Origin of the sequence: Terriglobus tenax, from assembly GCF_025685395.1 — a bacterium.
In the GTDB taxonomy this organism is placed as follows: domain Bacteria; phylum Acidobacteriota; class Terriglobia; order Terriglobales; family Acidobacteriaceae; genus Terriglobus; species Terriglobus tenax.
Window position 1 is genome coordinate 318,011 of sequence record NZ_JAGSYA010000004.1, and the last position, 24,405, is coordinate 342,415.

The 24,405-nt window shown below is 56.8% G+C and carries 16 protein-coding genes, 1 tRNA gene and 1 pseudogene; 6 read left to right on the forward strand and 12 right to left on the reverse strand.

What is annotated here, in order from left to right; translation table 11 throughout:
* Positions 1-6 precede the first annotated feature (6 nt).
* On the forward strand, positions 7-1,149 hold the full coding sequence (gene bshA, locus OHL13_RS06985) for an N-acetyl-alpha-D-glucosaminyl L-malate synthase BshA (RefSeq protein WP_263409412.1): 1,143 nt from the start codon (positions 7-9) through the stop codon (positions 1,147-1,149).
* A gap of 46 nt (positions 1,150-1,195) precedes the next feature.
* Positions 1,196-1,283 (forward strand) — tRNA-Ser (locus OHL13_RS06990).
* Positions 1,284-1,455: 172 nt separating this feature from the next.
* Here OHL13_RS06990 and OHL13_RS06995 read toward each other — a convergent pair.
* From OHL13_RS06995 to OHL13_RS07010, 4 genes and pseudogenes are all read right to left on the reverse strand, one after another.
* A pseudogene (locus OHL13_RS06995) lies at positions 1,456-1,667 on the reverse strand (IS3-like element ISCARN86 family transposase); the annotation flags it as partial.
* Between the two features lie 187 nt (positions 1,668-1,854).
* Positions 1,855-3,270 (reverse strand): efflux transporter outer membrane subunit, encoded by a 1,416-nt coding sequence (locus tag OHL13_RS07000; protein WP_263409413.1) that lies wholly within the window; start codon positions 3,268-3,270, stop codon positions 1,855-1,857.
* Positions 3,267-6,485 carry an efflux RND transporter permease subunit gene (locus OHL13_RS07005; protein WP_263409414.1) on the reverse strand — a complete coding sequence of 1,073 codons (3,219 nt, stop codon included), beginning with the start codon at positions 6,483-6,485 and terminating at the stop codon, positions 3,267-3,269. The genes OHL13_RS07000 and OHL13_RS07005 overlap by 4 nt, the downstream gene beginning before the upstream one ends.
* Before the next feature lie 3 nt (positions 6,486-6,488).
* On the reverse strand, positions 6,489-7,559 hold the full coding sequence (locus tag OHL13_RS07010; RefSeq protein WP_263409415.1) for an efflux RND transporter periplasmic adaptor subunit: 1,071 nt from the start codon (positions 7,557-7,559) through the stop codon (positions 6,489-6,491).
* A gap of 199 nt (positions 7,560-7,758) precedes the next feature.
* On the opposite strand from OHL13_RS07010, the gene OHL13_RS07015 reads away from it, so the two are divergent.
* Positions 7,759-8,373 (forward strand): TetR/AcrR family transcriptional regulator, encoded by a 615-nt coding sequence (locus tag OHL13_RS07015; RefSeq protein ID WP_263409416.1) that lies wholly within the window; start codon positions 7,759-7,761, stop codon positions 8,371-8,373.
* Positions 8,374-8,382: 9 nt separating this feature from the next.
* Here OHL13_RS07015 and OHL13_RS07020 read toward each other — a convergent pair whose 3' ends face one another.
* Positions 8,383-9,882, reverse strand: coding sequence for a protein adenylyltransferase SelO (locus OHL13_RS07020; RefSeq protein ID WP_263409417.1), 1,500 nt, complete (start codon positions 9,880-9,882; stop codon positions 8,383-8,385).
* A gap of 38 nt (positions 9,883-9,920) precedes the next feature.
* On the reverse strand, positions 9,921-10,625 hold the full coding sequence (locus tag OHL13_RS07025) for an SGNH/GDSL hydrolase family protein (RefSeq protein WP_263409418.1): 705 nt from the start codon (positions 10,623-10,625) through the stop codon (positions 9,921-9,923).
* Positions 10,626-10,825: 200 nt separating this feature from the next.
* On the opposite strand from OHL13_RS07025, the gene OHL13_RS07030 reads away from it, so the two are divergent.
* Both OHL13_RS07030 and OHL13_RS07035 read left to right on the forward strand, forming a co-directional pair.
* Positions 10,826-13,210: a glucosidase family protein gene (locus tag OHL13_RS07030; protein WP_263409419.1), complete on the forward strand. Its 2,385-nt coding sequence runs from the start codon at positions 10,826-10,828 to the stop codon at positions 13,208-13,210.
* Complete coding sequence (locus tag OHL13_RS07035) at positions 13,179-14,288, forward strand: acyltransferase family protein (protein WP_263409420.1); 1,110 nt, start codon at positions 13,179-13,181, stop codon at positions 14,286-14,288. The genes OHL13_RS07030 and OHL13_RS07035 overlap by 32 nt, the downstream gene beginning before the upstream one ends.
* On the opposite strand, the gene OHL13_RS07040 is transcribed toward OHL13_RS07035, so the two are convergent.
* The 5 genes from OHL13_RS07040 to OHL13_RS07060 all read right to left on the reverse strand — a co-directional run bounded on the left by OHL13_RS07040 (position 14,278) and on the right by OHL13_RS07060 (position 22,544).
* Positions 14,278-15,507, reverse strand: a complete 1,230-nt coding sequence (locus tag OHL13_RS07040; RefSeq protein WP_263409421.1) for an MFS transporter — start codon at positions 15,505-15,507, stop codon at positions 14,278-14,280. The two genes, OHL13_RS07035 and OHL13_RS07040, sit on opposite strands and share 11 nt — an antisense overlap.
* 12 nt (positions 15,508-15,519) lie before the next feature.
* A complete protein-coding gene (locus OHL13_RS07045; RefSeq protein ID WP_263409422.1) occupies positions 15,520-17,061 on the reverse strand; it encodes an acido-empty-quinoprotein group A in 1,542 nt (513 codons plus the stop codon).
* 22 nt (positions 17,062-17,083) lie between these two features.
* Positions 17,084-17,896: a cytochrome c gene (locus OHL13_RS07050; RefSeq protein WP_263409423.1), complete on the reverse strand. Its 813-nt coding sequence runs from the start codon at positions 17,894-17,896 to the stop codon at positions 17,084-17,086.
* A 23-nt stretch (positions 17,897-17,919) separates the two neighbouring features.
* Positions 17,920-19,257 (reverse strand): aspartate aminotransferase family protein, encoded by a 1,338-nt coding sequence (locus OHL13_RS07055; RefSeq protein WP_263409424.1) that lies wholly within the window; start codon positions 19,255-19,257, stop codon positions 17,920-17,922.
* 77 nt (positions 19,258-19,334) lie between these two features.
* A complete protein-coding gene (locus OHL13_RS07060; RefSeq protein WP_263409425.1) occupies positions 19,335-22,544 on the reverse strand; it encodes a TonB-dependent receptor in 3,210 nt (1,069 codons plus the stop codon).
* A 248-nt stretch (positions 22,545-22,792) separates the two neighbouring features.
* On the opposite strand from OHL13_RS07060, the gene OHL13_RS07065 reads away from it, so the two are divergent.
* Entirely contained in the window at positions 22,793-23,590 is a 798-nt protein-coding gene (locus tag OHL13_RS07065) for an IclR family transcriptional regulator (RefSeq protein ID WP_263409426.1), read from the forward strand.
* 53 nt (positions 23,591-23,643) lie between these two features.
* On the opposite strand, the gene OHL13_RS07070 is transcribed toward OHL13_RS07065, so the two are convergent.
* The gene (locus tag OHL13_RS07070) at positions 23,644-24,405 is read right to left on the reverse strand and encodes an SDR family NAD(P)-dependent oxidoreductase (protein ID WP_263409427.1); all 762 of its coding nucleotides are present in this window, start codon (positions 24,403-24,405) and stop codon (positions 23,644-23,646) included.

Consider the following 24,405-nt stretch of genomic DNA (forward strand, 5'->3'; position numbering starts at 1 on the left):
CAAGGCATGAAGATTGGTATTACCTGTTATCCCACTTACGGTGGCAGCGGCGTCGTTGCCACAGAGCTTGGTATTGAGCTGGCCGCGCGCGGGCACGAGGTGCACTTCATTACCTACTCGCAGCCCTTCCGCCTGACAGGCCGCGAAGCCAATATCCGGTACCATGAGGTTCCGGTCACCAACTATCCGCTCTTCCAGTTCCCGCCGTATGACCTGGCTCTTGCCACGCGCATGGCGGAGGTGGCCGAGTTCTATCAGCTCGACCTGCTGCATGTGCATTACGCCATTCCCCACTCCGTCTGTGCGTTGCTCGCACGCCAGATGCTGGCCGCGCGCGGCATCCGTCTGCCCTTTATTACGACGCTGCATGGCACCGACATCACGCTCGTCGGGCAGGACCACTCGTACCTGCCCATCACCAAGTTTGGAATCGAACAGTCCGACGGCATCACCTCAATCTCGCAGCATTTGAAGGAGGAGACGGAGCGCGCCTTCTCCATTGCACGGCACATTGAGGTGATCCGCAACTTCGTCAATTGCGATGTGTATGTACGGCGCGAAGAGGTCTACAACCGCGATCGTCCGAAGTATGCCGCTCCGGACGAAGCATTGCTGGTACACCTGTCCAATTTCCGACCGGTAAAGCGCGCTACGGACGTGGTGCACACCTTTGCAAAGATCGCACGTGCCATACCGGCCCGCCTGATGCTGATTGGCGATGGTCCGGACCGCAGCGAAGCCGAGCGGCTCGCCGTCAGCTACGGAATCAAGAACCGTATTCACTTCCTGGGTAAACAGAACAGCGTGGAAGACCTGATCTCACTGGCGGACCTGATGCTGATGCCCTCTGAAATGGAATCCTTTGGCCTGGCAGCCTTGGAAGCGATGGCCTGCAGTGTGCCCGCAATTGCTACCCGCGTAGGTGGTGTGCCGGAACTGATCGATCACAACATCACCGGTATGCTTTTCCCGGTAGGCGATACGGACGGGATGGCCGAGGCAGCCATTGCGCTGCTTACGAACAGTGAGGGCCTCACAAAGATGTCGCGTGCCGCACGGCAAACCGCACAGCAGCGCTTCTGTACCTCGAACATCATTCCGCTGTATGAGCGCTATTACGAGGCAGTACTTGCGCAGGCACCTATGTAAGCCACAGCCAAGTATGATATTTTCAAAGAGTTGCTTCCCCCGCGCCGGAGAGATGGCCGAGTGGCTTAAGGCGCACGCTTGGAAAGCGTGTATACCGCAAGGTATCCAGGGTTCGAATCCCTGTCTCTCCGCCATTCCTTTTCAACAGCTTAGCGTTTAAGGCCGCCAAGGGTTTGGTGTGCCGGGAATTGTAAGGCGTGAGACTTCCTGCTGCAGGCATTTTGCTCCGCTACGGCTGTTTTCCACTTGCGCTGGAGAGCCCGCCTTACAAGCAGCCGACCTTCCAGCCAGCACGCACCAGCAGCCCAGTGTGATGATCGCGCGTGTCAGTTGATCTTCATCAGCCCCTTGCGTCGGCCGATAACGCTGCGTGCCGCGTGGCTGCTTGGTCTAACGGCACGCTCGTCGCTCCGTTAGACCATGCCGCTGCTGTGCATGCTCCGCAGCCTGACGCCGACGCTCCGGGCTTAGAAGTTTCCCGAGGCGAAGTCCTTCAACACAAGGTTGTCCAGGCTTGAGATTTCAAGCATTCGTGTTTGGGTGTTGATGCGTGCCCATCTGTCTGCAGCTAAGAGTCTTCCGAGCAGAATAAAACGACCGCATCCGGCTCATTGCTGTGTCCTTTGATGGATCACAGCAGATGATCAAGAATGCGGTCGTTTGTAGGTTCCTTGCCGGTTATTCAGGGAACCAGCAAAGATTGCGTTATTTCCAGCCTCCGCCCAGTGCGGCGTAGAGCTGTACCAGGGTGAGTGCCTCGTTCTGCTGTGCGGTCACCAGGTTCAGCTGTGAGCTGTAGAGGTTGGCGTCGTTGGTCAGTACCTCGAGATAACCTGCGGCTCCACCCTGGTAGCGCATCCGTGCGAGACGGACAGCATCCTGAGCGGAGGCGACCAGCTTCTGCTGCTGCTCACGGCTTGCGCGGGTCTTATTCATCGCAATCAGCGCATTGGAGACATCACGCAGAGCCCCGGCAATGGACTTCTGGTAGCTGATCACCAGCTCTTCCTGCTGCTGCTTGGACAGCTGCAATTGCCCCTTCAGCTTGCCACCCATGAACAGGGGCTGCGTAAGCGTACCCATGCCATAGATGGTTTTGCTGTTGGTGCTGAAGATGCTGCCGAAGCTGTCACCGCCCACGCCGGCGCTTCCCGTAATGGAGAGCTGCGGGAAGAACTGCGCGCGTGCGATACCGATCTGGGCGTTGGCAGCAATCAACTGGGCTTCAGCCTGCTGAATATCAGGGCGGCGCTCCAGCAGCTGCGATGGTACGCCCACGGGAGTATCCTGCGGCACGGGCGCCAACACGTTGTCAGCGTGACGTGCGATCGGACCGGGGTTACGTCCCAGCAGGATGCTGATGGCATTCTCCTGCTGCTCAATCTGCTGCTCCAGCAAAGGAATCTGCGCAGTCGCGGTGTAGAGCAACTGCTCCGCCTGGCGCTGGTCTGACAACGGAGCCGAGCCGCCCTGTGTCAGGCGCTCAGTCAGCTTCAGCGAATCTTCCCGCGTCTTCACCGTCTGCTTTGTAATTTCCAGCTGACGATCATAGGCACGCAGCTGGAGATACGCTCCCGAGATCTGCTGCACCAGTGTGACGCGCACAGCACGCTCCGCCCACTGCTGGCCCAGGAGCTGTGCACGCTGCACTTCAGTTTGCTTACGATAGAGCCCCCAGAAATCGGGAGTCCAGGTCGCGCCCAGATTGAAGCCGCCAAAAGATAGCGGGCTGGTAATGTCTCCGAAGGAAGACGGGATATCGGCTCCAATAGCGGAGCCTCCAGCCGTGACCTGCGGAAACTGGCCTGCGCGGGTAATTTTTACCTGCGACTGCTGTTCAAGAATGCGTTGCGCCGCGATGCGAACATCGAAACTGTTGCCCAGCGCTTCCTTGATCAGGGCCTGGAGTTCAGGCTCCTGAAAGACCTCTGACCAGGTCTTGTCGCCAATTGAGGCCTGGGCGTTGGTGGCTATCTGCGCTTCGTCGGCACCGCGAAATGCTTCCGGCGCCTGATATGCAGGACGCTTGTACTTTGGTCCAACGTTGCAGCCGGCCAGCAGGGCCATCGTAATGGCTCCTGCTGCCAGCTGGAACGTTACCTTCTGACGGGTGGATTTCATGCGTGCCCTCCATCGGCCTGAAGGCCCGGTTGTGTGGGGCCATCCGAATCGTGCGGATCGTCCGCCGGATGCGTGCTGTCCATGGTCGTATCCTTCTTGCCCTTGAGGAAACGGAGCGAGAGGTATTCGACCACACTGAAGGTTGTCGGAATCATAAGAACGCCGATGATGGTGGACAGAACCGTTCCGCCAATCACGACCGTACCCAGGATCTTTCGTGAAGATGCGCCCGATCCGGTTGCAACCCACAGCGGGAGGCATCCGAAGACGAAGGCAAGTGCCGTCATCACAATGGGGCGGAAACGCAGACGTGCCGCGTTCAATGCTGCTTCTGAGATGCTCTGCCCCTTCTCGTAGTTCAGTTTTGCGAACTCGACGATCAGGATGGCGTTCTTTGCTGAAAGACCGATCAGCATGATCAGACCAATCGTGGCAAAGATGTCATTCTCAAACGCGCGCATATTCAACGCAAGATACGCTCCCAGAATTGCGACCGGCGTACTGAGCAGAACACTGAAAGGAAGCGTCCAGCTTTCATACAGAGCCGCAAGGATAAGGAAGACGAACAGGATGGACAGAGCAAAGACGGCCCATGAAGGTACGCCCTGTTCTGCCTGACGCTCCTGGAAGGTCATGCCCTGGTAGTCGTAGCCCATGCCTTCGGGCATCGATTCCTTGAAGGCCTCTTCCAGTGCCTTACGCACCTGCCCCGAGCTGTAGCCCGGCTTACCGGCAACGTTCAACTGCGCCGCACCATACTCATTGAAGCGAAGGATGAACTCAGGACCGGTGATCTGCTTGGTTTTCACCAGAGAAGACAGCGGTACCTGGCTGCCATTTGCACTGCGGACATAAAACTGATCGATGTTCTGGATCTTCGTACGCGACTCGCCTTCGGCTTCCACATAAGTCTGCCACTGGCGGCCGAAACGGTTGAAGTAGTTCACCAGGTATCCCCCCATGAAAGTCTGCAGGGTGGAATAAACATCGGCCAGGTTGACCTGCTGCTGCAATACGCGTTCACGGTCCACATCGACATAGAGCTGCGGCACTGCCGGCAGATACGACGGAATAACCGCCGCAATCTCAGGACGCTTTTGCGCTGCCGCCAGGAAGGCTCCAAGGTTCTTTGTCAGGAACATGGGATCGTCCCTGCCGGAGCGGTCCTGCAGAATCATCGTCACACCGCCCGAGGTACCGATACCCGGAATCGCTGGCGGCGGGAAAGCAAAGGCAATGCCGTCGTTCAGGCCACCAATTGACTTCTGAATATTGGCCTGGATGCCGGCCACCTGCTCTTCCGCAGACTTACGCTCTTCCCACGGCTTCAACGAAACGAAGAAGAAGGCCGTGTTGGTGCTCTGCGTCTGCGTCAGCAGGCTGAAGCCGTTGACGCTGATGACGCCCTTGATCCCTGGGATCTTCATCAGCGAGTCGGTGATCTGCTGGGCTGCCTGGTCCGTACGCTGCAGAGAGGATGCGTCCGGAAGCTGAAGGGCCATGAAGAGGTAGCCCTGGTCTTCTTCCGGAATGAATCCGCTGGGCAGACGCGCCCCAAGCAGAATGGCTCCGCCGGCGACAACCGCCAGCAGGATCATCGTGAAGGCCGACTTATGCAACAGCAGGCCCGAGGTGGAGACGTAGGTATCTGTTGTGCGTCCGAAGATACGGTTGAAGCCATTGAAGAACCGCTGCAGCGGACCGGGCTTCCCTTCCTTCTTCGGCTTCAGCAATAGGGCCGCCAGAGCGGGGCTGAGCGTCAGCGCGTTGAACGCGGAGATAAGCACCGAGATGGCGATCGTGATGGCAAACTGCTGGTAAAGGCGTCCCGTAATACCCGGAATTGCCGCCGTCGGAATGAACACCGCCGCAAGAATCAGCGCGATGGCCACTACCGGCCCCGACACCTCTTCCATGGCCTTGTAGGTCGCGTCGCGTGGCGACAGCCCCTGCTCGATCAAGTGCTCGACCGCTTCCACCACGATGATGGCGTCGTCGACGACCAGTCCGATGGCAAGCACCAGACCGAAGAGTGACAACGTATTGATGGAGAAGCCCAGCAGCGGGAAGATGATGAACGTACCAATCAAAGATACCGGCACGGCCATCAATGGAATCAGGGTAGCGCGCCATCCCTGAAGGAAAATATAGGTAACGATGATGACGAGGATCAGAGCTTCCACAAGGGTCTCAGTGATCTCTCGAATACCCGCGGTCACGGCCAGGGTCGTGTCCAGCGGAACATCGTAGGTGAGTCCCTGCGGGAAGTTCTTCGCCAGCTCATCCATGCGCTTGCGAACGCCAGCGGCTACCTGCACCGCGTTCGATCCGGGAAGCTGGTAGATCGCCATCGCACCCGAAGGCGCGTTGTTGTAACGGGCCGTCAGGTTGTAGATCTGCGTACCAAGCTCAATGCGGGCGACGTCCTTCATGTGAAGGATAGAGCCGTCAGCATTAGCCCGGACAACGATGTTGCCGAACTCTTCTGAGGTCGTCAGACGACCCTGGGAGCGAACGGTGTAGGTGAACATCTGTCCATTCGGAACCGGTTCGCCACCGATCTGGCCAGCCGGGTGCACGTTGTTCTGCGTCTGCAGAGCGCTGATCACCTCCGGAACGGTCACGCCGAGCTTGGCGAGCTGGTCCGGACGGACCCAGATGCGCATGGCATACTGTCCGCCGAAGATCTGCACGCGCGAAACCCCCGGAACACGGGAAATTTCGTCCTGCAGGTTGATGATGCCGTAGTTAGTCAGGAACTGGGCATCATAGTGCTTGTCTGGCGAGTTGAGACTGACCAGCATCAGCGGCGAGGTCAGCGCCTTCTGCACGATAACACCCGAGGTATTCACCTCGGAGGGTAGCTGCGACTGTGCCTGCGAAACGCGAAGCTGGGAAAGGATCTGGTCGGTGTCTGCGTTCGTCTTGACGTCGAAGTCAACGTAGAGCGAGCTCTGTCCATTGTTCGCATTCACCGAGTACATGTAGATCATGTTGTCGACGCCGTTCATCTGCTGCTCCAGCGGCGTAGCCACTGCCTGCTGCAGAGTCTTTGCGTCGGCTCCAGGATAGGTCGCCTGGACCAGGATTTCGGGTGGAACGATGTTCGGATACTGCGACGTAGGCAGCGTGAACATCGATACCAGGCCGATCACCACGGTAATGATCGCGATCACAATGGCCACAATGGGCCGTCGGATAAAGAACTTTGACACGGTTTACCTCCCGGCCGGCTGTGTGGATGCGGTTGGCTGGAAGTCGGTTACCTTGGCGGCAACCGGAGCGCCTTCACGCAGCTTCTGCAGGTTGTCGGTAATGACCTTGGCTCCGGCGGGAACGCCACTTTCGATCACCCAGTTGTTGCCGTACTGCGGTCCCAGCTTGACATTGGAAACGTGAACCTTGCCATCCTCACCTGCCAGATAGACCTGCTGCGTGCCCTGTAGTTCGGCCACAGCCGACTGCGGAACCACGATCGCGTTGTGGCGAACCTGGGTCTCTGCGTGGATGCGGCCGAACTGGCCCGGACGCAAAATATTACCAGGGTTGGCAAACGCCGCGGCCACGCGGATTGCACCGGTCTGGGCGTTCATCTGGCGGTCTACAAAGACGATGTGTCCCTTCTGCGTGTAGGTCTCTCCATTGGAGAGCACCAGCGTCAGGGGAATCTTTGAAGCGCCGCTCAGCAGATCGCTGTTGCCAGTCGCACTGTGATGCGTCAGCGCCAGGTACTCGGCATCGCTCACCGAGAAGTAGACCTTCACTGGGTTCAACTGCGAGACCGACGTGAGCACCGACTGCGGGCTGACCAGGTTGCCTACCTGCGTGGCGGCCTGACCGGCAACACCGGAGATAAGCGAACGCACCTGCGTCCAGCCAAGATTCAGTTTGGCATTCTCAACGCTGGCCTCTGCCGTCTTCACGGCGGCTTCTGCCTGAGCCAACTGCTGCAGCTCGTTGTCGAGCTGGCTCTGGGCAATAGCCTTGGCCTCAGCCAGTGGCGTGTCGCGCTTCACGTTGATCTGGGCCAGTTGCATCTGGGCCTTGGCCTGTCCAAGCTGTCCCTCGGCCTGGTCGAGCGAGGCCTGGAACTGCCGCGGATCGATCTCAAACAGCACCTGTCCCTTGGCAACCTCAGAACCTTCGCGGTAATTCTGGCGGATAAGGTAACCGCTGACCTGGGGCTGGATCTGTGCATTGACATAGCCATCCAGGGTACCGACCCACTCGCCCGTCAAAGGCACGTCGGTTCCGCGGGCAACAATGGCCGAGACCGGCATCGGTCCCATGGGAGCTCCCGTAGCCTGGGTGGATTTTTCACAGCCGGCGAGCCAAAACGTGCCAAATGCAGCAAATACCGGAAGCGACGCCCGCTGAATCCGTCTTTTGTTGAGGTTCATCATTTACCTTCACCTTCTGGAGGGGTTCTTAGTACCAGGTCTGCCGATACATACATGCGTGTATCATTTGATAGATTTCGTAGCTGCCATGAAAGATTCAGGAAATCATCGCTCCGACCGAATCCCTGCTCCCAAGCAGGCACGTGCCTTCAAAACAAGGGCGGAGTTGTTACAGGCAGCACGTACAGTGTTTGCAAAATCCGGCTTTGAGCATGCCCGGCTGGAGGATATTGCTCGCCTGGCGGGCAAAACCCGCGGCGCGATCTACGCGAATTTTAAGGACAAAGAGGACATCTTCTTCGCAATTTTTGAAGAAAGTCTCGAGGAAGACAGCAACCTGCTACGCGACACCCTCAAGCACTGTACCTCCATGATGGAGCGTCTGAAGGCTTTCAGCAAGCACCTGGCAGAGTGCGTCAACGACCGTGAAGCAGCCCTGCTTCATATTGAGTTCAAAACATACGCCGTACGCCACCCGAAGCGGAAACGCCTTGCCGCCCTCCACTCCCGGATGATTGAGCAATATGTAGCACGCGAGGTCGCGGACTTTATCCCCCAGTTGCAAAACACCACCACCCGTAAGGTGATCTCCGGCCTGCTGGATGGGTTCGCATTGAACTATCAGTTCGACACCAACCCGATCTCCCTGGTCATGCTTACGGAGATTATTTTCGTGTTGCTACAGCAGATTGTGTCTAGCTAAATTACCGATCTAGGTGCCACAGAAAGTCTTACTGACATACTCTTCCGGACGCGCAGGCAGGGCGTACCGCTCCAGTCCTGCCCTTTCCTCGTAAGGATTCGCAAGCACTGCCAGGAGATCTTCGAACGGCTGGAAGTCTTTGTCGTCTGTGGCCGAACGAAGTGCCGCCTCCACCAGGTGGTTGCGAGGAATGTAGACAGGATTCGTACGCCGCATGCGCGCAGCACGCTCCTCCGAAGGCATCTCTTCCTGCGCCAACCGTGCCCGCCACGCAACCTCCCAGGTATCGAAGGCTGCAGGATCCGCGAACATCTTTCGAACATCGTCGCCGGTGCCTGCAGCCGCAGAGCACAGCCCGCGGAAGGTCAGTGTGAAGTCGGCGCGGTTCTCCTCCATGCGATTCAGAAGATCTTCCACCAGGGCTGTATCTCCCTCGCGTTCTGCTGCCAGGCCGATCTTCTTGCGCATACCTTCATTCAATGCAGCTTCAAACTGCACTCCAAACTGCTCAAGCGCCGCATAGGCCGAAGCCAGTCCTGCTTCATCGCCTCCTTCCTCTTCCATCAGAAGCGGCAGCAAGGTCTCTGCAAGACGCGCCAGGTTCCAGTGCATGGCATGTGGCTGGTTGCTGTTCGAGTAACGACCCTGGTGATCAATGGAACTGAAGACAGTGCGCGAGTGATAAGCCTCTATAAAAGCGCATGGGCCGTAGTCAATGGTCTCGCCTGAGATGGAGGTATTGTCCGTGTTCATCACGCCATGAATAAAACCAAGCTGCATCCACTGCGCCACCAGTCTTGCCTGTCGAGCGACCACGCCATCCAAAAACGCACGGTATCTGCGCTGCGCGTGTGCGGCCTCTGGATAATGGCGTGCAATGGCGTAATCGGCGAGTGTGCGAGTGCCCTCGACATCTCTCTGAGCAAAGAAGTACTGGAAAGTCCCCACGCGCAGATGGCTGGTCGCAACACGAGTCAGCACGGCTCCCGGCAGAACATTCTCGCGGAAAACTGCCTGCCCGGTTGCGACAGCGGCGAGCGAGCGCGTCGTAGGCACCCCCATGGTGGCCATGGCCTCGCTCACAATGTATTCCCGCAGGACGGGACCGAGCGCGGCGCGCCCGTCGCCGTTGCGCGAAAAAGGCGTGCGTCCTGATCCCTTAAGCTGAATGTCGTAACGGACGCCGTCAAGGCCGATCACCTCGCCCAGAAGATTCGCCCGGCCATCGCCTAACTGCCGGACAAAGTTCCCGAACTGGTGGCCGGCATATGCCATCGCCAGCGGTTCAGATCCCTCGCCAACGCGGCTGCCGGCAAGGATTGCCACACCTTCGGGACTCGCAAGCGCTTCGGCATCCAGGCCCAGCGCCGCGGCAAGCTGCACGTTCAGTTTGATGAGTGCCGGAGCGGGAGCGATAGAAGGCGCCACGCGAGCGTAAAACCTCTCGGGCAGGCGCGCATAACTGTTGTCGAATGGAAGACGGACCTTGCCCTGCTCAGAAACACTCATAGGACTATTGTGCTTGATTCAGAGCAGCATGTGGTTCCCTACGGGCTAGGCTGCAGCAGGGCCTTTGCAATGGCATCTTCGGCAAGCGGCTTCATGCGTTGATAGCCGGCGTCCAACGGATGAACCCCGTCCCATGCCATGCCATCCTGCATGGCGCCGTCCGGCGTCGCCAGAACGCTGTAGTAGTCCACATACACAAGCTTCTTCGATGTGGCGTAGCTCTTCAGCCACTGGTTCAGCGTACGAATAGACTCCGCGGGCTGAATATCAGGCCGCCAGCGGAATGCTTTTGCAGGAAGCACGCTGCAGATCACCGGCTGGATATGATTCGCCAGCGACAGCTCCACCATGGACTGAAGATTGTCCGTAATCATCTGCAGGGAGGATGGCCCCATATTGCCCGCGAGGTCATTAGTCCCGGCCAGTATCAGCACCACGGCAGGATGAAGGTCCAGCACGTCCTGGCGGAAACGCACCAGCATCTGCAGCGTCGTCTGCCCGGATATGCCGCGGTTGATGTAATTGGACTTATCCGGAAAAAAATGACTGCCATTGCGCTGTGTCATCCCCCAGCCTTCGGTCAGCGAATCCCCAAAGAAGACGATGCGGGGCTTAGATCTCTCCGGCGCGCCCAGTGCACGATTCGCCTCACGATACTTCTGCAATTGCGGAATGTCATTGGCAAGATCCTGCAGGCTCTTGCGCTGGATCTCAGAGATCTCGCCTGTCGTCGGCTGCGTCATTGACGCACCCTGCTGCGCACGAAGGAGAGATCCGGTACCAGATGCCAGACAGAATACGAGAAGAATGCGGCCCATGGATAAGGACATAAAAGCAGGCTCCGAGGGAAATTGACAGACGCTTTTGTATTAGTAGAACATATTCTACACATTAGAACTTAGTGCGCTCACACTCCCAGCGCGCCGATTGGCAGGTCTCTCAAATGCGGATATTTGCATTCACCGTGTGTGCAATTTTTGCGTCAGCCATTGCCGCCCAGCAGCCTGTTGCTCCCGGTAAGGTAGTTGTGCCGTTGCGCATGGTCTCGCCTTCCATCGACGAACCCGGTAAGCCCTTCAGCTATGCGTCACGCTCAACGGACCAGATCTCCGTCATGCATGCAACAGCAGGGACCGAAATTACACCTGAAGGCTATCTCTACAGCGGCTACGGCGAACTGATGTTCTTCCTTGGCATTGATCGCCAGCCACTGTCGTCTCGCATCCGCACACTGGAAGAGGGCTATCTACCCATCGTGCATTACAGCCAGCAGCATGACGGCGTGGAATATCACTTCACGGCATTCGCCGCTTCGCTTGGCAAAGAACAGGATGGAACACATGTAGCCAACTTTGTTCGCGTGACGGTCAGCAATCCCTCATCAACATCGAAGCGCGCCTTCCTGACCACAGCATGGCGCTATCAGGCGGAGCAGACCACGCCGTATCAGTCCGGCGATAACCGCTTTGAGCGGCCCGTGGAAGGCAAGCAGCCCGGCGATCCGCAACAGCAAGGCGCCCCTTTCCGCGCCGATGCCAGCTATCGCACTGCAGACGACGCATACCTGCAGGACGGCAAGGCGATCTATCTGTTCCCTGCTGACTCCTCGCCCTTGTTGCGGCCATACTTCCGTGAGTTCTATAACCTGCTTGACCTGGGCCCGGTGGGCATCGCCACTACGCTGACTCCGTCAACGCCTGTGGCGACCGCGCAGTTCACCGTCAATCTGAAGCCCGGCGAAACCCGGGACCTCGACTTCAAGATGCCGCTTGCACCGCTGGCAGAGAACAGCGATGAGTTGGCCATTCTGAGGGCAAGCAGCTTCAATGAAAGAAAGCAACAGGTCGCGGACTTCTGGAAGAAGCTGCTGGATCGCGGCCTGGTGATTGAAACTCCGGAACGGAAGGTCAATGACACCTTCCGCACCAGCCTGGTGAACGACCTTCTCTCCCTGAACAAGGTTGGCAACCAGTATGTGCAGACCATCAATCAACTGCACTATCACGGCTTCTACCTGCGAGACTCGGCCGACTTTGTCCGCATGTATGACACATCCAGCTATCCCGAAATTGGACGTCAGGTTCTGGATTTCTTCGCGACCAAGCAGCGGGAGAACGGAAACTTCCTTTCCCAGGAGGGACAGTACGACGGATGGGGAGAAGCGTTATGGACCTATGGCGAGCACTATCGTATGACCCACGATAAAGCCTTCGCCGCGGAGGTCTACCCGCGTATTCTGCACGCTGTGCAGTGGCTGGAAGGCGCTCTCCAGAAAGAGCCGCTGCACATTATGCCGTCTACGGACGTCCGCGATAACGAGTTTGTCCCGGGACACCTGACCGGATACAACTTTCTGGCGCTGAACGGTCTGCAGTCCGCACAGATGTTTGCTCGTGAGCTAGGACATCCTGATGATGAGAAGCGTTTCCACCAACTGGAACTAAACCTGCGCACGGCCTTCATGGTTCAGCTCAGGAAGGCAAGCGAAGCTGCCGGAGGAAAGATCCCTCCCTCGCTTGATCCGGGAGCCGGCGGAACGGACTGGGGCAACCTGCTTTCGGTTACACCAGAGGAACAGCTGAATCCATTGGATCCGATGGTCACAGCGACGCTGAAGGACACGCAGTCGCGCTACCAGGAAGGGATCATGACCTATCACCAGGATGGGCAGGGCGAGTACCTTCACCACTACCTGACGATCAAAAACACGCTGACAGAGCTGGTGCGCGGCGAGGACCAGCAGGCGATCAGCGAACTCTATGCTGTGCTGCTGCACACAAGTTCCACAAACGCCGGCTTCGAGTATTCCATCCGGCCATGGGGTGACCGTGACTTCAGTGGCAATCTTGCTCCGCACGGCTGGTTCGCGGCGGAGTACCGTAACCTGCTGCGTAACATGATGGTGCGCGAGCGCGGCAATGAACTGCACCTGCTGTCTGCAGTATCCCCGGAGTGGATTGGCGAGGACAAATCCATCCGCGTGGAACGTGCCGCAACCTATTTCGGTTCCGTGAGCTTTACGCTGACTGGCACAGGCGCCAGCTCGGCAAGGCTGATCTATACCGTCGATGCAACGCAGAAGAACCGCCTCAAGCAGGTGGTGGCACATCTTCCCTGGTTCCTTGATGGAGTAACGGCCACCGTTGATGACAGACCTGTTACCGTGACGAATCGTCAGCTTATCTTGCCCATAGGTTCCCATACGGTAGAGCTGCGTTGGCAGAAGCGGTCAATAGACGCAACGATGAGCTATGAGAAAATCGTCGACGCTTATAAGCAGGAGTATCGCCGCCGTTATGAAGAACAGACCGGCTACGACGGGCGCTGAGCGCATTCTTTCACTGGATGTCTTCCGGGGACTCACCATGGCCTTTATGGTCCTGGTGGGTAACCCCGGCAGCAACGACATCTATTCACAGCTTGACCATGCCCCGTGGCACGGCTGGACAATCACCGACCTTGTCTTCCCCACCTTCCTATGGATCGTAGGGTTTTCTGTACAGCTTTCTTTTACCCGGCAAGCAGAAAAGGGCCGCGCATGGTCTTCCATGATGGTGCCCATGGCCAAGCGTTGCCTGCTGCTCTTCGTGCTTGGAACTGGCATCTATGCCATCTCTGACTGGCGCCTCGAGACCTTCCGCATCATGGGCGTGCTGCAGCGCATCGCCCTCTGCTCACTCGGTGTCAGTCTGCTTTTCCCTTTGCCGGCTCGCAAACAGCTTGCTGTACTGGCAGGCATTCTGACGACGTACGCCCTTGTATTGAAGCTGGTCCCCGCGCCTGGATACCTGCCGGGAGATTTGAGCGTCGAGGGAAACCTCGCACACTTCATTGACCGTATCATTCTTGGCCGGCATAACTACTCCGGCACAGTAACCTGGGACCCCGAAGGAATTCTTAGTACACTTCCTGCGCTGGCGACAACACTGTTCGGCATGCTGGCCGCACGCCTGCTGCAATGTAAAGGGGCTGCAGCCCTAAGGTTGATGCCTGCTAACGGCGTAGTCCTGTTCACGGCTGGCCTGCTGATGGATACCTGGCAACCGATTAATAAGAAGCTCTGGACGACAGCCTTCTGCCTGCTTTGCGCAGGAGTCGACTTCCTGATCTTCTCATTGCTTTACTGGCTCATGGATCGGCACCGGCTCCGCCGCGGGCTCACCCTTCCCTTGGCCTTCGGACAGAATGCGCTCGCGATTTACCTGCTGTCAGAATGTACAGGCGCCATTCTTTATCGCATTCGTCTTGCAAGCGGCTTGTCCTGGCATGACGCTATCTTTCAGGCGTTGTTTGCTGGAAAGACAACACCACGCACGGACTCACTTCTATTCGCTGTCTCATTCCTCGCCATTGTCACCGGGTTTGCACTGCTGGCTTATCGCAAACGCTGGATTCTTAAGTTGTAACCTGCGACCGCTTCGGTAACGCCACGATGGCCAATGCTCCAACGGCAGCAACCAGCACCACGCAGACAAGCGCCGGTGTATAGCTGCGTGAATGCTCCCGCAGCAACGCGATCAGGTATGGGAACCAGGTCTGAGCGATCGTATTCAGAGGCAGAATGATAGACATGGCGCGAGCCAGCGTGGAGATACCGAATTCTTCGGCCACCATCAGCGGAATCAGCATGTAATCCGCTCCCATCGCAATGCCGAACAGAACAGCAAAGAAGTACGGTACATGGGGAGGCTGCAGCATCAGCAATGGAATCACTGTGGCCGCAGTAAGCGCGTAGCTGCCGATCATCACAAGCTTGGTGGAAAACCAGTCCGCCAACAGGCCAACTAACAGACGGCCTACCGTGCTCGAAACAAGAATCAGGATCGACGTTGTACGCCAGGCTGCATCAAGCTGCGTTCCTTTGGCAAAGCCAGCATCCAGGAAGATGAACTTCATATGCTGACTGATGGCGCCGACGGACGCGATGGAGCAGATGCTTCCAATCAGCAGAAGCCAGAAGGTAAGGCGTCCCAGCAGACCATTGACGGTAAGCGCTTCAGAGAGCTTCTGCCTCTTGCTTTCTGGCTCGCCATCCATCGTCAGACCGCAGTCGCTTGGTTTGTCGCGTAGCACCAGCAGCACCAACGGCCAGCCCGCAAACATGATGGCAGCCAGCACCATCAGTGCGTAACGGTAGCCATGAGCTTCCGTCAGCGGCTTGACCAGGTAACTCCCAAGCGAGCCAACCACACCCACTCCCAGGTACAGGATGCCCATCGCGGTACCACGGCGCTTGCCAAACCAGTGCGAGACAATCAGTTGGTGTGGGATAGGACCTGAGGTGAGGTAGCCAATCGTGTACAGCGCCCACAGAAAGAAATAGAGAGCGAGCGATCCGTTCATCCAGGCGAAGCCGGCAAGCGATGCAGCCGTTGCAACTGTACCGAACAGAATCAGCTTGCGCTGACTGAAGCGCGGCACCAGCACCGGACCAACCCAGATGGTCAGCAGCGCCGCAAGCGGAAAGCCCAGCGTGATCTGCGAACGGCTCCAGCCAAAGGAGCGCTGGAAGTAGTCGTAGAAGAAACTGACGTTGTAATAAGGAATGCCCTGGGCGATGCCGTATGTGACCGCAGCGGCCATGACGACCCACCAACCACGAAAGATGCGACTTCCCTTCTCCACGCCCACTCCTTCTTACTTGTCTGGCAACGTCCACGCGTAGACAACTCCGTCTACGCAGGTCAACAGATACTGTTTGCCGTCGACCATGTAGGTCATCGGCGAGCTGTTCATGGTAGCTCCAAGGCGCTTATGCCATAGCACCTTACCATCTACGGGGTTCAGTCCTAGAACATTCCCATCCAGGTCGCCGGTGATGAGCAGGTTACCCGCCGTGGTAAGAATGCCCGGGAAGCCGAAACCTTCCCCACTCTCCCGACGCCATTTGACCTTGCCTGTCTCATAGTCAATCGCGATGGTGTAGTACTTCGAGTACAGGGCAATCGAACCGCCGCCCTGGTGATCTGCCGCGAGCCCATTCTCATCCAGCGCAAGGTACCAGAAGCTATATCCTTCGCGGCCCGTCACATAAAACAGCTTTGTCAGCGGGTCATAGCTGGGCGACATCCAGTCCGTGCCGCCAAAACCTGCGCTGGCCGTCAGCGCACCATCTGGCTGCGGCTCATGCTGAGGATCGGGAATCGGACTTCCCTTGTCATCAATCCCTTTCGCCCAATCCTGCGTTACAAACGGAGCGGTCACCAGGTGCTCGCCGGTCTCGCGATCCAGCAGGAAGTAGTATCCGTTCCCGCTCGCCTGCGCCAGCAACTTACGTTGCTGTCCTTTGTACGGAGCGTCAAAAAGCACCGGCGTCTGCACCGCATCCCAATCATGCGTGTCGTGCGGATTCGCCTGAAAATACCATTTCAACTTGCCCGTATCGGCATCCATGGCAAGAATCGTGTCGGTGAACAGGTTATTGCCCTTGCGAACCGGCCCTGCCAACACGGGGTGCGGATTCGCCGATCCCCAGTAGACCAGATTCAGATCAGGATCATACGTACCGCTCATCCACATGGCTCCGCCACCGCGCAACATGGTCTTTGTGTCGGGCCACGTCTCCGCCCCCGGAGCCCCAGTTGCACGTGGCGTACTGCTGGTCTGCCATACCTGCCTGCCCGTCTCCCAGTTGTAGGCATGCACCGCGTGCGGTACATCCGCCTGGTCACCGGAGGTGCCCACCAGAAGCATGTCTTTTACTATCTGCGGCGCAAGAGAGATGTAGTAGCCAAACTTAACATCCGCTACCTCGATATCCCAAACCTGCTTGCCGGTGTGCGCATCGATGCAGACAAGATGTGCATCCGGCGTTCCGATATAGAGATGTCCCTTGTAGTATGCAGCGCCACGATTGCCAATATGGTTGCCTTCAGAAGGGCGCACAAACTCCCAGATTTTCGCGCCGGTCTTCGCATCAACGGCCCATACATGATCGGGCAGAGTCAGATAAAGAACGCCGTCAATCATCAACGGCGTTCCCTTCATCTGCGGTCCATGCGTTTGGAAGGCCCAGTTCAGCGTAAGAGAATGGATGTTCTTCTCATGAATCTGTTGCAGCGTGCTGAAGCGCTTACCGGACGAATCTCCATTGAAGGTCGTCCACTGATCGCGTACAGCCGGCACGCTTCCCGTGGCAACCCCCTGCTGAGCAGGCGCCACCCCGGCTGCTGTCAACACCGTAAGCAGAACAATGCATCGCTTACTTGAGCGTTTCAAGATAGGCAAACAGATCATGGACATCCTTATTGGTGTACTTTCCGAGAAGCTCCAGATGACCGCCCAGGGGATCATGGATCGCGGCCTTTACCTGGGAACGCTCCCAGGAGTGATACGCACCGTTTGCGTCAATCACGGCAATGTAGAAAGGGTCCGCGTGAGCGAGCGTCCCCTGCACCACGGTGCCGTCGCGAAGCGTTACCGTGGCGGTGGATGCTTTGCCGCGGGGATAAAGAATTTTCGCCTGAAGCTCCGTCGGCTGATAGCGGCTTGCAACTCCGGCCAGGTCTCCGGTTACAGAATGGCACTTCGTACAACCACCTTGGCCTTCGAAGTACTTCCTACCGGCAACGGCGTCGCCGCTGAGCAATTGTTTTAGCTGATATCCACTCTTTGGTCCCGCAGTCTCACGACTGTCCGTTGCCAGAACACGCGCATGCAGATAAGCGACGATGTCCGATACCTGGGAAGTCGCAAGACTCGCAAACTGAGGCATGCCCTTATCGGGCCGGCCTTCACGCAGCACGCCGCCGATCAGGTCTCCATCCTTGTCATGGCGCACCAGAGACGAATCAATCAGGCTCGGCCCTGTTGTCGATCCTTTTGCTGTTGGACCATGGCAAAAGGCGCAGTTGGAGGTGAACAGCTTCTCCCCTCGCTGTACATTTTCGGCTGCCATGGGATTGCGGCCCGGGTCTTCCACGCCCGCATGGACGGACGAGAAAGATCCCGAAACCGCAGTAGCCAATATGACAGCGGCACTACAGAACAATCCGGCCGCCAACCATCGGAACATACCCAACTCCTGCAAACGTGTAGCTATAGTTTCGCCGATGCGAAGACTTTCTTCAGCACCTTTACCGTTTCTTCCAGATCCTGGTCGGTATGAGCAGCCGAGATGGACCACTGCTTGACCGGGATGGGGAAGGTATAGATGCCGTCGGCAATCACTTCCTTACGAATCGCGCCATCCACGGCAAAGTTATGATTTGCCGCAAGATCGTGCCAGCTCACCGGCATGTGATCCATGAAGTACGGGCACAGGGCCGAGCCCTGCCGTCCAACAAGAATCTGCTTGCCCAATGTCTTGCCAATTCCCTCGATCTCAGCCTGCAGCCAGGCCCCCTTGCGCTCGAATTCGCGATAAACTTCGCCGTCATTGCTCTTCAGACGCTCAATGGTCGCAATGGCGGCAGCCACCATGACCGGATGAGCGTTATAGGTTCCGGCGAGCAGCACACGGCGCTTCGCGTCCTTATCCACGAACAGGTCAAGGATCACCTTCTTGCCGCCGAGAGCAGCAACAGGATAGCCATTCGCGATCGCCTTCCCGTAAACCGCAAGATCCGGATTCACTCCGGCAATCGAAGCATAGCCACCCAGTGCGTGACGAAAACCAGTCTTGACCTCATCGAAAATCAGAACGACACCATGCTCGTCAGCAATGGAACGCAGACCCTGCAGATAGCCTTCCAATGGTTTGACAATGCCGATGTTCTGAAGAATCGGCTCAAGGATGATCGCGGCAACTTTGTGACGGGCAACAACCGTGCGGATGGCTTCAAGATCGTTGAAGCCGACCGGGTGCACAAGCTGCTGATGAGCCACAGGAATGCCGGCGCTGATCGGCAGGAAGGGATACTCCTCCCCCTTGCGCTCTTCCCCCAGCTCGGAAAGTGGCGTCATCAGGTTGCAGGCAACATCGTTATGCCAGCCGTTATAGCCGCCCTGCATCACAATAATGTGGTCACGGCCCGTGTAGGCGCGCGCCAGGCGAATGGCCTGATAGGTGGCTTCACTGCCGGTATTCAATAACGCAACCGACTCAAGGAATGGCGCGCAGCCGCAGATCAGTTCAGCGAGGCGGCCTTCCAGTTCGGTCGTCCCGCTTCCATAAAGACTGTCGCCTTCTTCCAGCACGCGCTTTACAGCGTCATTGACCGCTGCGTCGTTGTGACCAAGCGCATACGGACCAAACGCCGCGTGATAGTCAATGTATCGTTTGCCATTCGTATCCCAAAGGTAGGCCCCTTGGGCGCGGCTGAAAACAATGTCAGGATCAGCCTGACGATTAATCGAGGCAATACCGCCGGCAAGATAACGCCGGCTCAACTCGCGCGGGTCTGCCATGACCGCTGAGGATAGATGCGTAGACATACAACGAGTCCCTTCTGGATCGCCTGGGGAAGAAAGAACCGCTGGCTGCAGAAGCAGCCAGCGGCAGGTAATTGTGACTAGAAGAGCAGCTTTGCACCAAACTGCAGCTGGCGAGGATCGATCGTCGTAGCCGAGATAACACCAAAACCAGCCACATTAAGCGTGTTAGCGGGGTTAGCAAAGTTCGTACTGTTCGTCAGATTGAAGGCATCCGCGCGCAGTTCGAAAGAAGTTCCTTCCAGCAATTTAGTGGTCTTGGCAAGGCTCATATTGACAACCTTCTGCCCAGGTCCAAACAGCATATTGCGACCGCTATTGCCATAGCCATAGGTTGGCGGGGCAGAAAATGCAGCTGTATTGATCCAATTCGTGATGCTACGGTTGGCCACGGCATACGGATCGCCACCATTCACACTCATATTCGCGCGCGAAGCATAGCTGTTTACTGCTGTGCTCTGATACAGGATGGAGAAGGGCGCGCCACTCAAAAGCCGGGTTACGCTCGTCACGCGCCATCCTTCAACCACGCGGGAGATCACGCTGCCTCGATTGTTAAGGAACATCTTCCCTGGACCAAATGGCAGGTCAAGGCCACCGGTAAAGTAGAAGGTCACACGGCGCACACCGTCGGCATTACCACGATCACCACGCTGGTTATAAGGATCCTGAGGAGAGCCTGTATCCGGTACGTCGTCGATCGACTTTGTCCAGCTCAGGTTTGCCTGCATATAAAGCGAGCTCTTGAAGCGGCGAGTCCCCTGGATCTGCAACTGGTTGGTGAAGCCGGTTCCAGTAAAGCGCATACCGTAAATATTGCTGTATGGCTGGTATGGCAGAAAGTCCTGGTTGCTTTGTGTGCTGCTGCTGGGAGCAGCCAGGTCGCGTGGACGGTTCATTTCGTAGTTCACGTACGGAGCGTGAATCGCCCGATTGCCTACATACGAAATACGAAATCCGATTGAAGCAGGCAGCTTCTGTTCCAGCGAAAGGTTCCACTGCTGCGAGTAGGTGTTGTGCAGCTTCCGGTCCACGGAGTACAGCACCGGATTCGCAGTGACAACAGGAGACGTTGCAAATGGGTCGTCCAAAGAGATGGTCGGGGTTGTGCCACCGTTGTACTGCTGCGTCAGCTTGAAAGGCGGATTGCTGACGCCAAGCTGGTAGATTCCCTGATAAATCGCAGGCATGTTGTAGAAAATGCCATAGCCTCCGCGCAGAACCAGGTCCGTCGAATTTGTAGGACGGAAGGCAAATCCGATACGGGGCGCAAAATTTGTTTTATCGGAAACAAGAACATCCGAACCCCAGCCCACCTGCTCCGATGTTTTATAGGGATACAAAGAGAGGAGCGTGGAATTCGCAGAGCTGGGCAACTGGCCGTTTACAGAGCGAACGACCAGGCTGCCGCTCGCAAAGTCAAAGTTCGTCCATCCACCAAAACGCTCCGTTGGCTGGGTCTGTAACTCGTAGCGCAGTCCATAATAAACAGACAGGCGTTGTGTAATCTGCCAATCATCCTGAGCATAAAAGCCATAGCGATTCTGATGGATCACATTCGAAGGAGAAACGGTAGAGCGAAGCGTTGATGTTGGAAGCCCCATCAGTGCGTTCCCAAGACCGTTCAGCGTATAGCGGCTTGACAGGAAGTTGAAGTAGCCAAGCGTCGTCGTGCTGGATCCGGGGTTCGTCGATACCTTCGTGATCTGAAGATCGGCTCCAGTTTTGAACGTGTGATGACCACGATGCCAGATGAAGGTATCTCCATACTGCTGGGTCATCTGCGGATTTGAGCGCGAACCACCCGAATCTCCGATGCGTGTATATCCAGTAATGCTGAAGATAGGGATACCGCCGATCTCGTGCGGATACAGTCCAGGGAAAAGCTGCGTTCCATCAAAACTAGTATTTTGACCAAGGCGAGTGGATCGCATTGTGTAATACGAAACACGAAGCTCATTCGTCATAGACGCTGAAAGAATGCGTGTATAGGTAAGTGCTCCGGATTTTGTCTGGAAGCCGGCGTCGGAATAGTTTCCATACTGGACCGGATAACCAAGGTTGACGAAATAAAGACCACTTTCCGCCCAGTTCGCGTCAAACGCGATGCGATTCTTCGGGTTGAAAACGTGCTCCAGCTTACCGGAATACCGATTCAAGTCCAGATTCGTGGCGCGCGGCTGCTTCAGGTTGGAGGTTGCGAACGTTGTATTTGCACGCGGCACAAGCTGAAGAATGGTCTGGAACTTCTGATTCAACATCGAATCGGGAATTTTGTTATTCGCAAAGTAGGTCAGTGTATACGGATTGCGAATCGCCGTCGTGAACTGTCCCGTGCGCTGGGCATCTGTTGGAACAGTAAAGATACCTTGGCGTTGCTGGCGTTGTGAAAAGCGCTCCGCCGATACGAAAAAGAATGTGTGATTCTTGACGATCGGACCACCAAAGGTACCGCCAAATTCATTGCGGTTGAACGGCAGGCGCGCCGTTCCCAGCGTCTTGGCAAAGTACTCATTTGCGGCAACAGCACTATTGCGGTTGAACTCAAACAACGTGCCGTGAAACTTGTTCGTGCCACCCTTGGTGGTCATGACAACCGCAACCGAACTGGCATACTCGGCCTTAGCCGCATTGCTCTCGATCTTCACATCCTGAATTGAGTCCAGCGATGGCTGCGTCGTCAGAGACGTTGAGTAAGCATACGAACCGCCACCGTTGCCACGGTCATCGTAGGTTACACCGTTTACCTGGAAGCTGGTACCACCCCAGTGTTGCGAACCCGAGATCTTGGGATTGGAGTCCGAGCCGTCACCGCTGTTGCCCGGCGCGGTGGCAATGATCGCAGAGATGGTACGGCCATTTGCCGGCAGTTCTACCAGTGCCTTGGAGTCGGTAACCGTCGCGATGGAGGGCGAGTCTGTGGTCGTCACGCCGGCATCCGGCTTCACTTCCACAACCTCCGTCACGCCGCCGACATTCAGCGCGACATTGTTGCGGAGAACCTGGTTCAGGACGAGGTGAGCGTCCTTGATCTCCGCCGCCTTATAGCCCTGCGCGGCAATGCGGATGGTATAGGTTCCTGCTACCAGGTTGGTCGCGGAATACTCGCCTGCGCGGTTCGTCGTTACGACAGTCGTCACTCCCGTGCTCTGATTGATGACCTCAACACGGGCTCCAACGACCACGCCTTCGGCGTCGGAAACCGTACCGAGCAGTGTGCCGGTGGTGCTTTGACAGAGTGCAACAGAGACTGACAACAAACAGATACATAGAGCGATCAAACGTTTCATCGGTCGTTCTCCGGGAGTGTGGCTAAGTGGGATTCCAAAGGATGGCTCGACCGATAAATCGAAACAAGACCTCGGCCAGGAACATCCGAAATACTGGACAAGAGATGAAAATCTGGTCAAAGTTCCATGACTCTCTCTTGCGATATTCTTACTAGTAGAATACGTTTTATTTTGTACACCAAGAATACACAAATTCCTCGCAGGCAGAACCTGTAATCTTCAAAAGAAAAATAGGTCCACGGAAAGACATGGCCGCTAAGAATCACATCGATCTCGTCGTAAAGACACTTGCCGTTCTGGAGTCTTTGGCCGTCAGCGAACACGGCAAGGCATTGAAAGAAATTGCAGCGGAAGTTGGCCTGGTAAAAAGCTCGGTCTTCCGCATCCTCTTCACGTTGAAGGAAGCTGGCTACGTGGAGCAGACGGATGCCAGCGGCATCTACCGGCTTACGCTGAAGTCAAGCGGACTGGCGCGGCGAAACACGGATCGGCTACGGCTTGCCGATGTCGCGCGGCCCCATCTTTCACGTCTGCGCGACCAACTGGATGAGTCTGTTGCACTGGCTGAGCGCCGCCCGCAATCGGTCGTGCTCATTGACGTACTGGAGACATCGCATCCGCTTCGTCTGTCATTTCAGATTGGAGATGATTGCCCCATCCACGCAACGGCACTTGGCAAGGCTGTAGCTGCATTTCTCGCCCCGGATGAGTTCTCGATGCTGGTTCCCGACATCAAACTGCCGCAATACACGGATCGCACCAAGACCAAAGTGTTGCAGCTGAAATCGGAGCTCGCACTCGTCCACAAGAACGGCTATTCGCTGAACGATGAAGAAACAGTAGCAGGGGCCCTGCTTGTCGGAGCTCCTCTGTTTGATTCGGCTCGCAATGTCTGCGGCGCCATCAGTGTCAACACACCTACGGCGCGTTGCTCGACCAAACGCAAGCAGCTATTGATTGAATCCGTGATTGACGCCGGCCATCTCATTTCGCAGGACCTGCGAAACATCAGCTACCTTCACCCCCAGACAAAACCCGTCAACTGACACGGATCCCTCTGGAACGTGTCTACGTTTCGTCTGCAACGCATCGTGTCGACCTAGAACTTCAGCGCGAAGCCTCCGTCGACACGAAGCGTTGCTCCGGTGATGTAGCTGGCATCGTCTGAGCATAGGAATGCCACGGCTTTCGCGACCTCATCGATACTTCCGAGCCTTTCCATCGGAAGCGTCTTGGCGCGATCGAGAATCTCCTGTTCTGAGTTATGAACCCGCTCTCCGGGCGTATCGACCCATCCCGGCTCGATCGTGTTCACACGAATGCGTTCGTTCGCAAGTTCAAGCGCCAGTGATGCAGCAAGATGATTCACCCCCGCCTTTGCCATGTTGTACGCCGCAGCATTCGGGTAAGGCCGCTCTGCGTGCACGGAGCTGATCATAACGATGCATCCCCCGCTTGCCTGCTTCACCATCTGCTGAGCCGCGAAGTAGGAGAAGAGATACACACCCCACTGGCTGACCAGCATCGTACGTTGTGCATCCTCAAGCGATGTCTGCAGAAACGGCTTGCGTACGCTGACGGCCGCATTGTTCACCAGGATATCGATGCGACCAAACCCAGCCAAAACGTCGGCAAGCCCGGTCCGCACCTGCTCTTCTCGGGAGACATCCGCGCGTACTGCAATCGCTTTCCGTCCCATACCGTGTATCGCGGCGACTGCCTCTGCGGCAGCTTCTTCATTGCCGCAATCAACAATAGCCACGTCCGCACCACGGCGTGCAAGCTCAAGGGCGGCGCCACGGCCAATGCCGCGCGCCGCTCCTGTAATCACTGCCACTTTTCCTGCAAGTGAGTTCGGCAT

Bases quoted from the DNA above. Each gene is read 5' to 3' on its own strand.
- OHL13_RS07015 (WP_263409416.1), top strand. From the start codon at position 7,759: ATGAAAGATTCAGGAAATCATCGCTCCGACCGAATCCCTGCTCCCAAG.
- OHL13_RS07025 (WP_263409418.1), bottom strand. From the start codon at position 10,625: ATGACGCAGCCGACGACAGGCGAGATCTCTGAGATCCAGCGCAAGAGC.
- OHL13_RS07020 (WP_263409417.1), bottom strand. From the start codon at position 9,882: ATGAGTGTTTCTGAGCAGGGCAAGGTCCGTCTTCCATTCGACAACAGT.
- bshA (WP_263409412.1), top strand. From the start codon at position 7: ATGAAGATTGGTATTACCTGTTATCCCACTTACGGTGGCAGCGGCGTC.
- OHL13_RS07070 (WP_263409427.1), bottom strand. From the start codon at position 24,405: ATGCCGAACTCACTTGCAGGAAAAGTGGCAGTGATTACAGGAGCGGCG.
- OHL13_RS07060 (WP_263409425.1), bottom strand. From the start codon at position 22,544: ATGAAACGTTTGATCGCTCTATGTATCTGTTTGTTGTCAGTCTCTGTT.
- OHL13_RS07035 (WP_263409420.1), top strand. From the start codon at position 13,179: ATGAAGAACAGACCGGCTACGACGGGCGCTGAGCGCATTCTTTCACTG.
- OHL13_RS07050 (WP_263409423.1), bottom strand. From the start codon at position 17,896: ATGTTCCGATGGTTGGCGGCCGGATTGTTCTGTAGTGCCGCTGTCATA.
- OHL13_RS07010 (WP_263409415.1), bottom strand. From the start codon at position 7,559: ATGGGACCGATGCCGGTCTCGGCCATTGTTGCCCGCGGAACCGACGTG.
- OHL13_RS07065 (WP_263409426.1), top strand. From the start codon at position 22,793: ATGGCCGCTAAGAATCACATCGATCTCGTCGTAAAGACACTTGCCGTT.
- OHL13_RS07030 (WP_263409419.1), top strand. From the start codon at position 10,826: ATGCGGATATTTGCATTCACCGTGTGTGCAATTTTTGCGTCAGCCATT.
- OHL13_RS07000 (WP_263409413.1), bottom strand. From the start codon at position 3,270: ATGAAATCCACCCGTCAGAAGGTAACGTTCCAGCTGGCAGCAGGAGCC.
- OHL13_RS07055 (WP_263409424.1), bottom strand. From the start codon at position 19,257: ATGTCTACGCATCTATCCTCAGCGGTCATGGCAGACCCGCGCGAGTTG.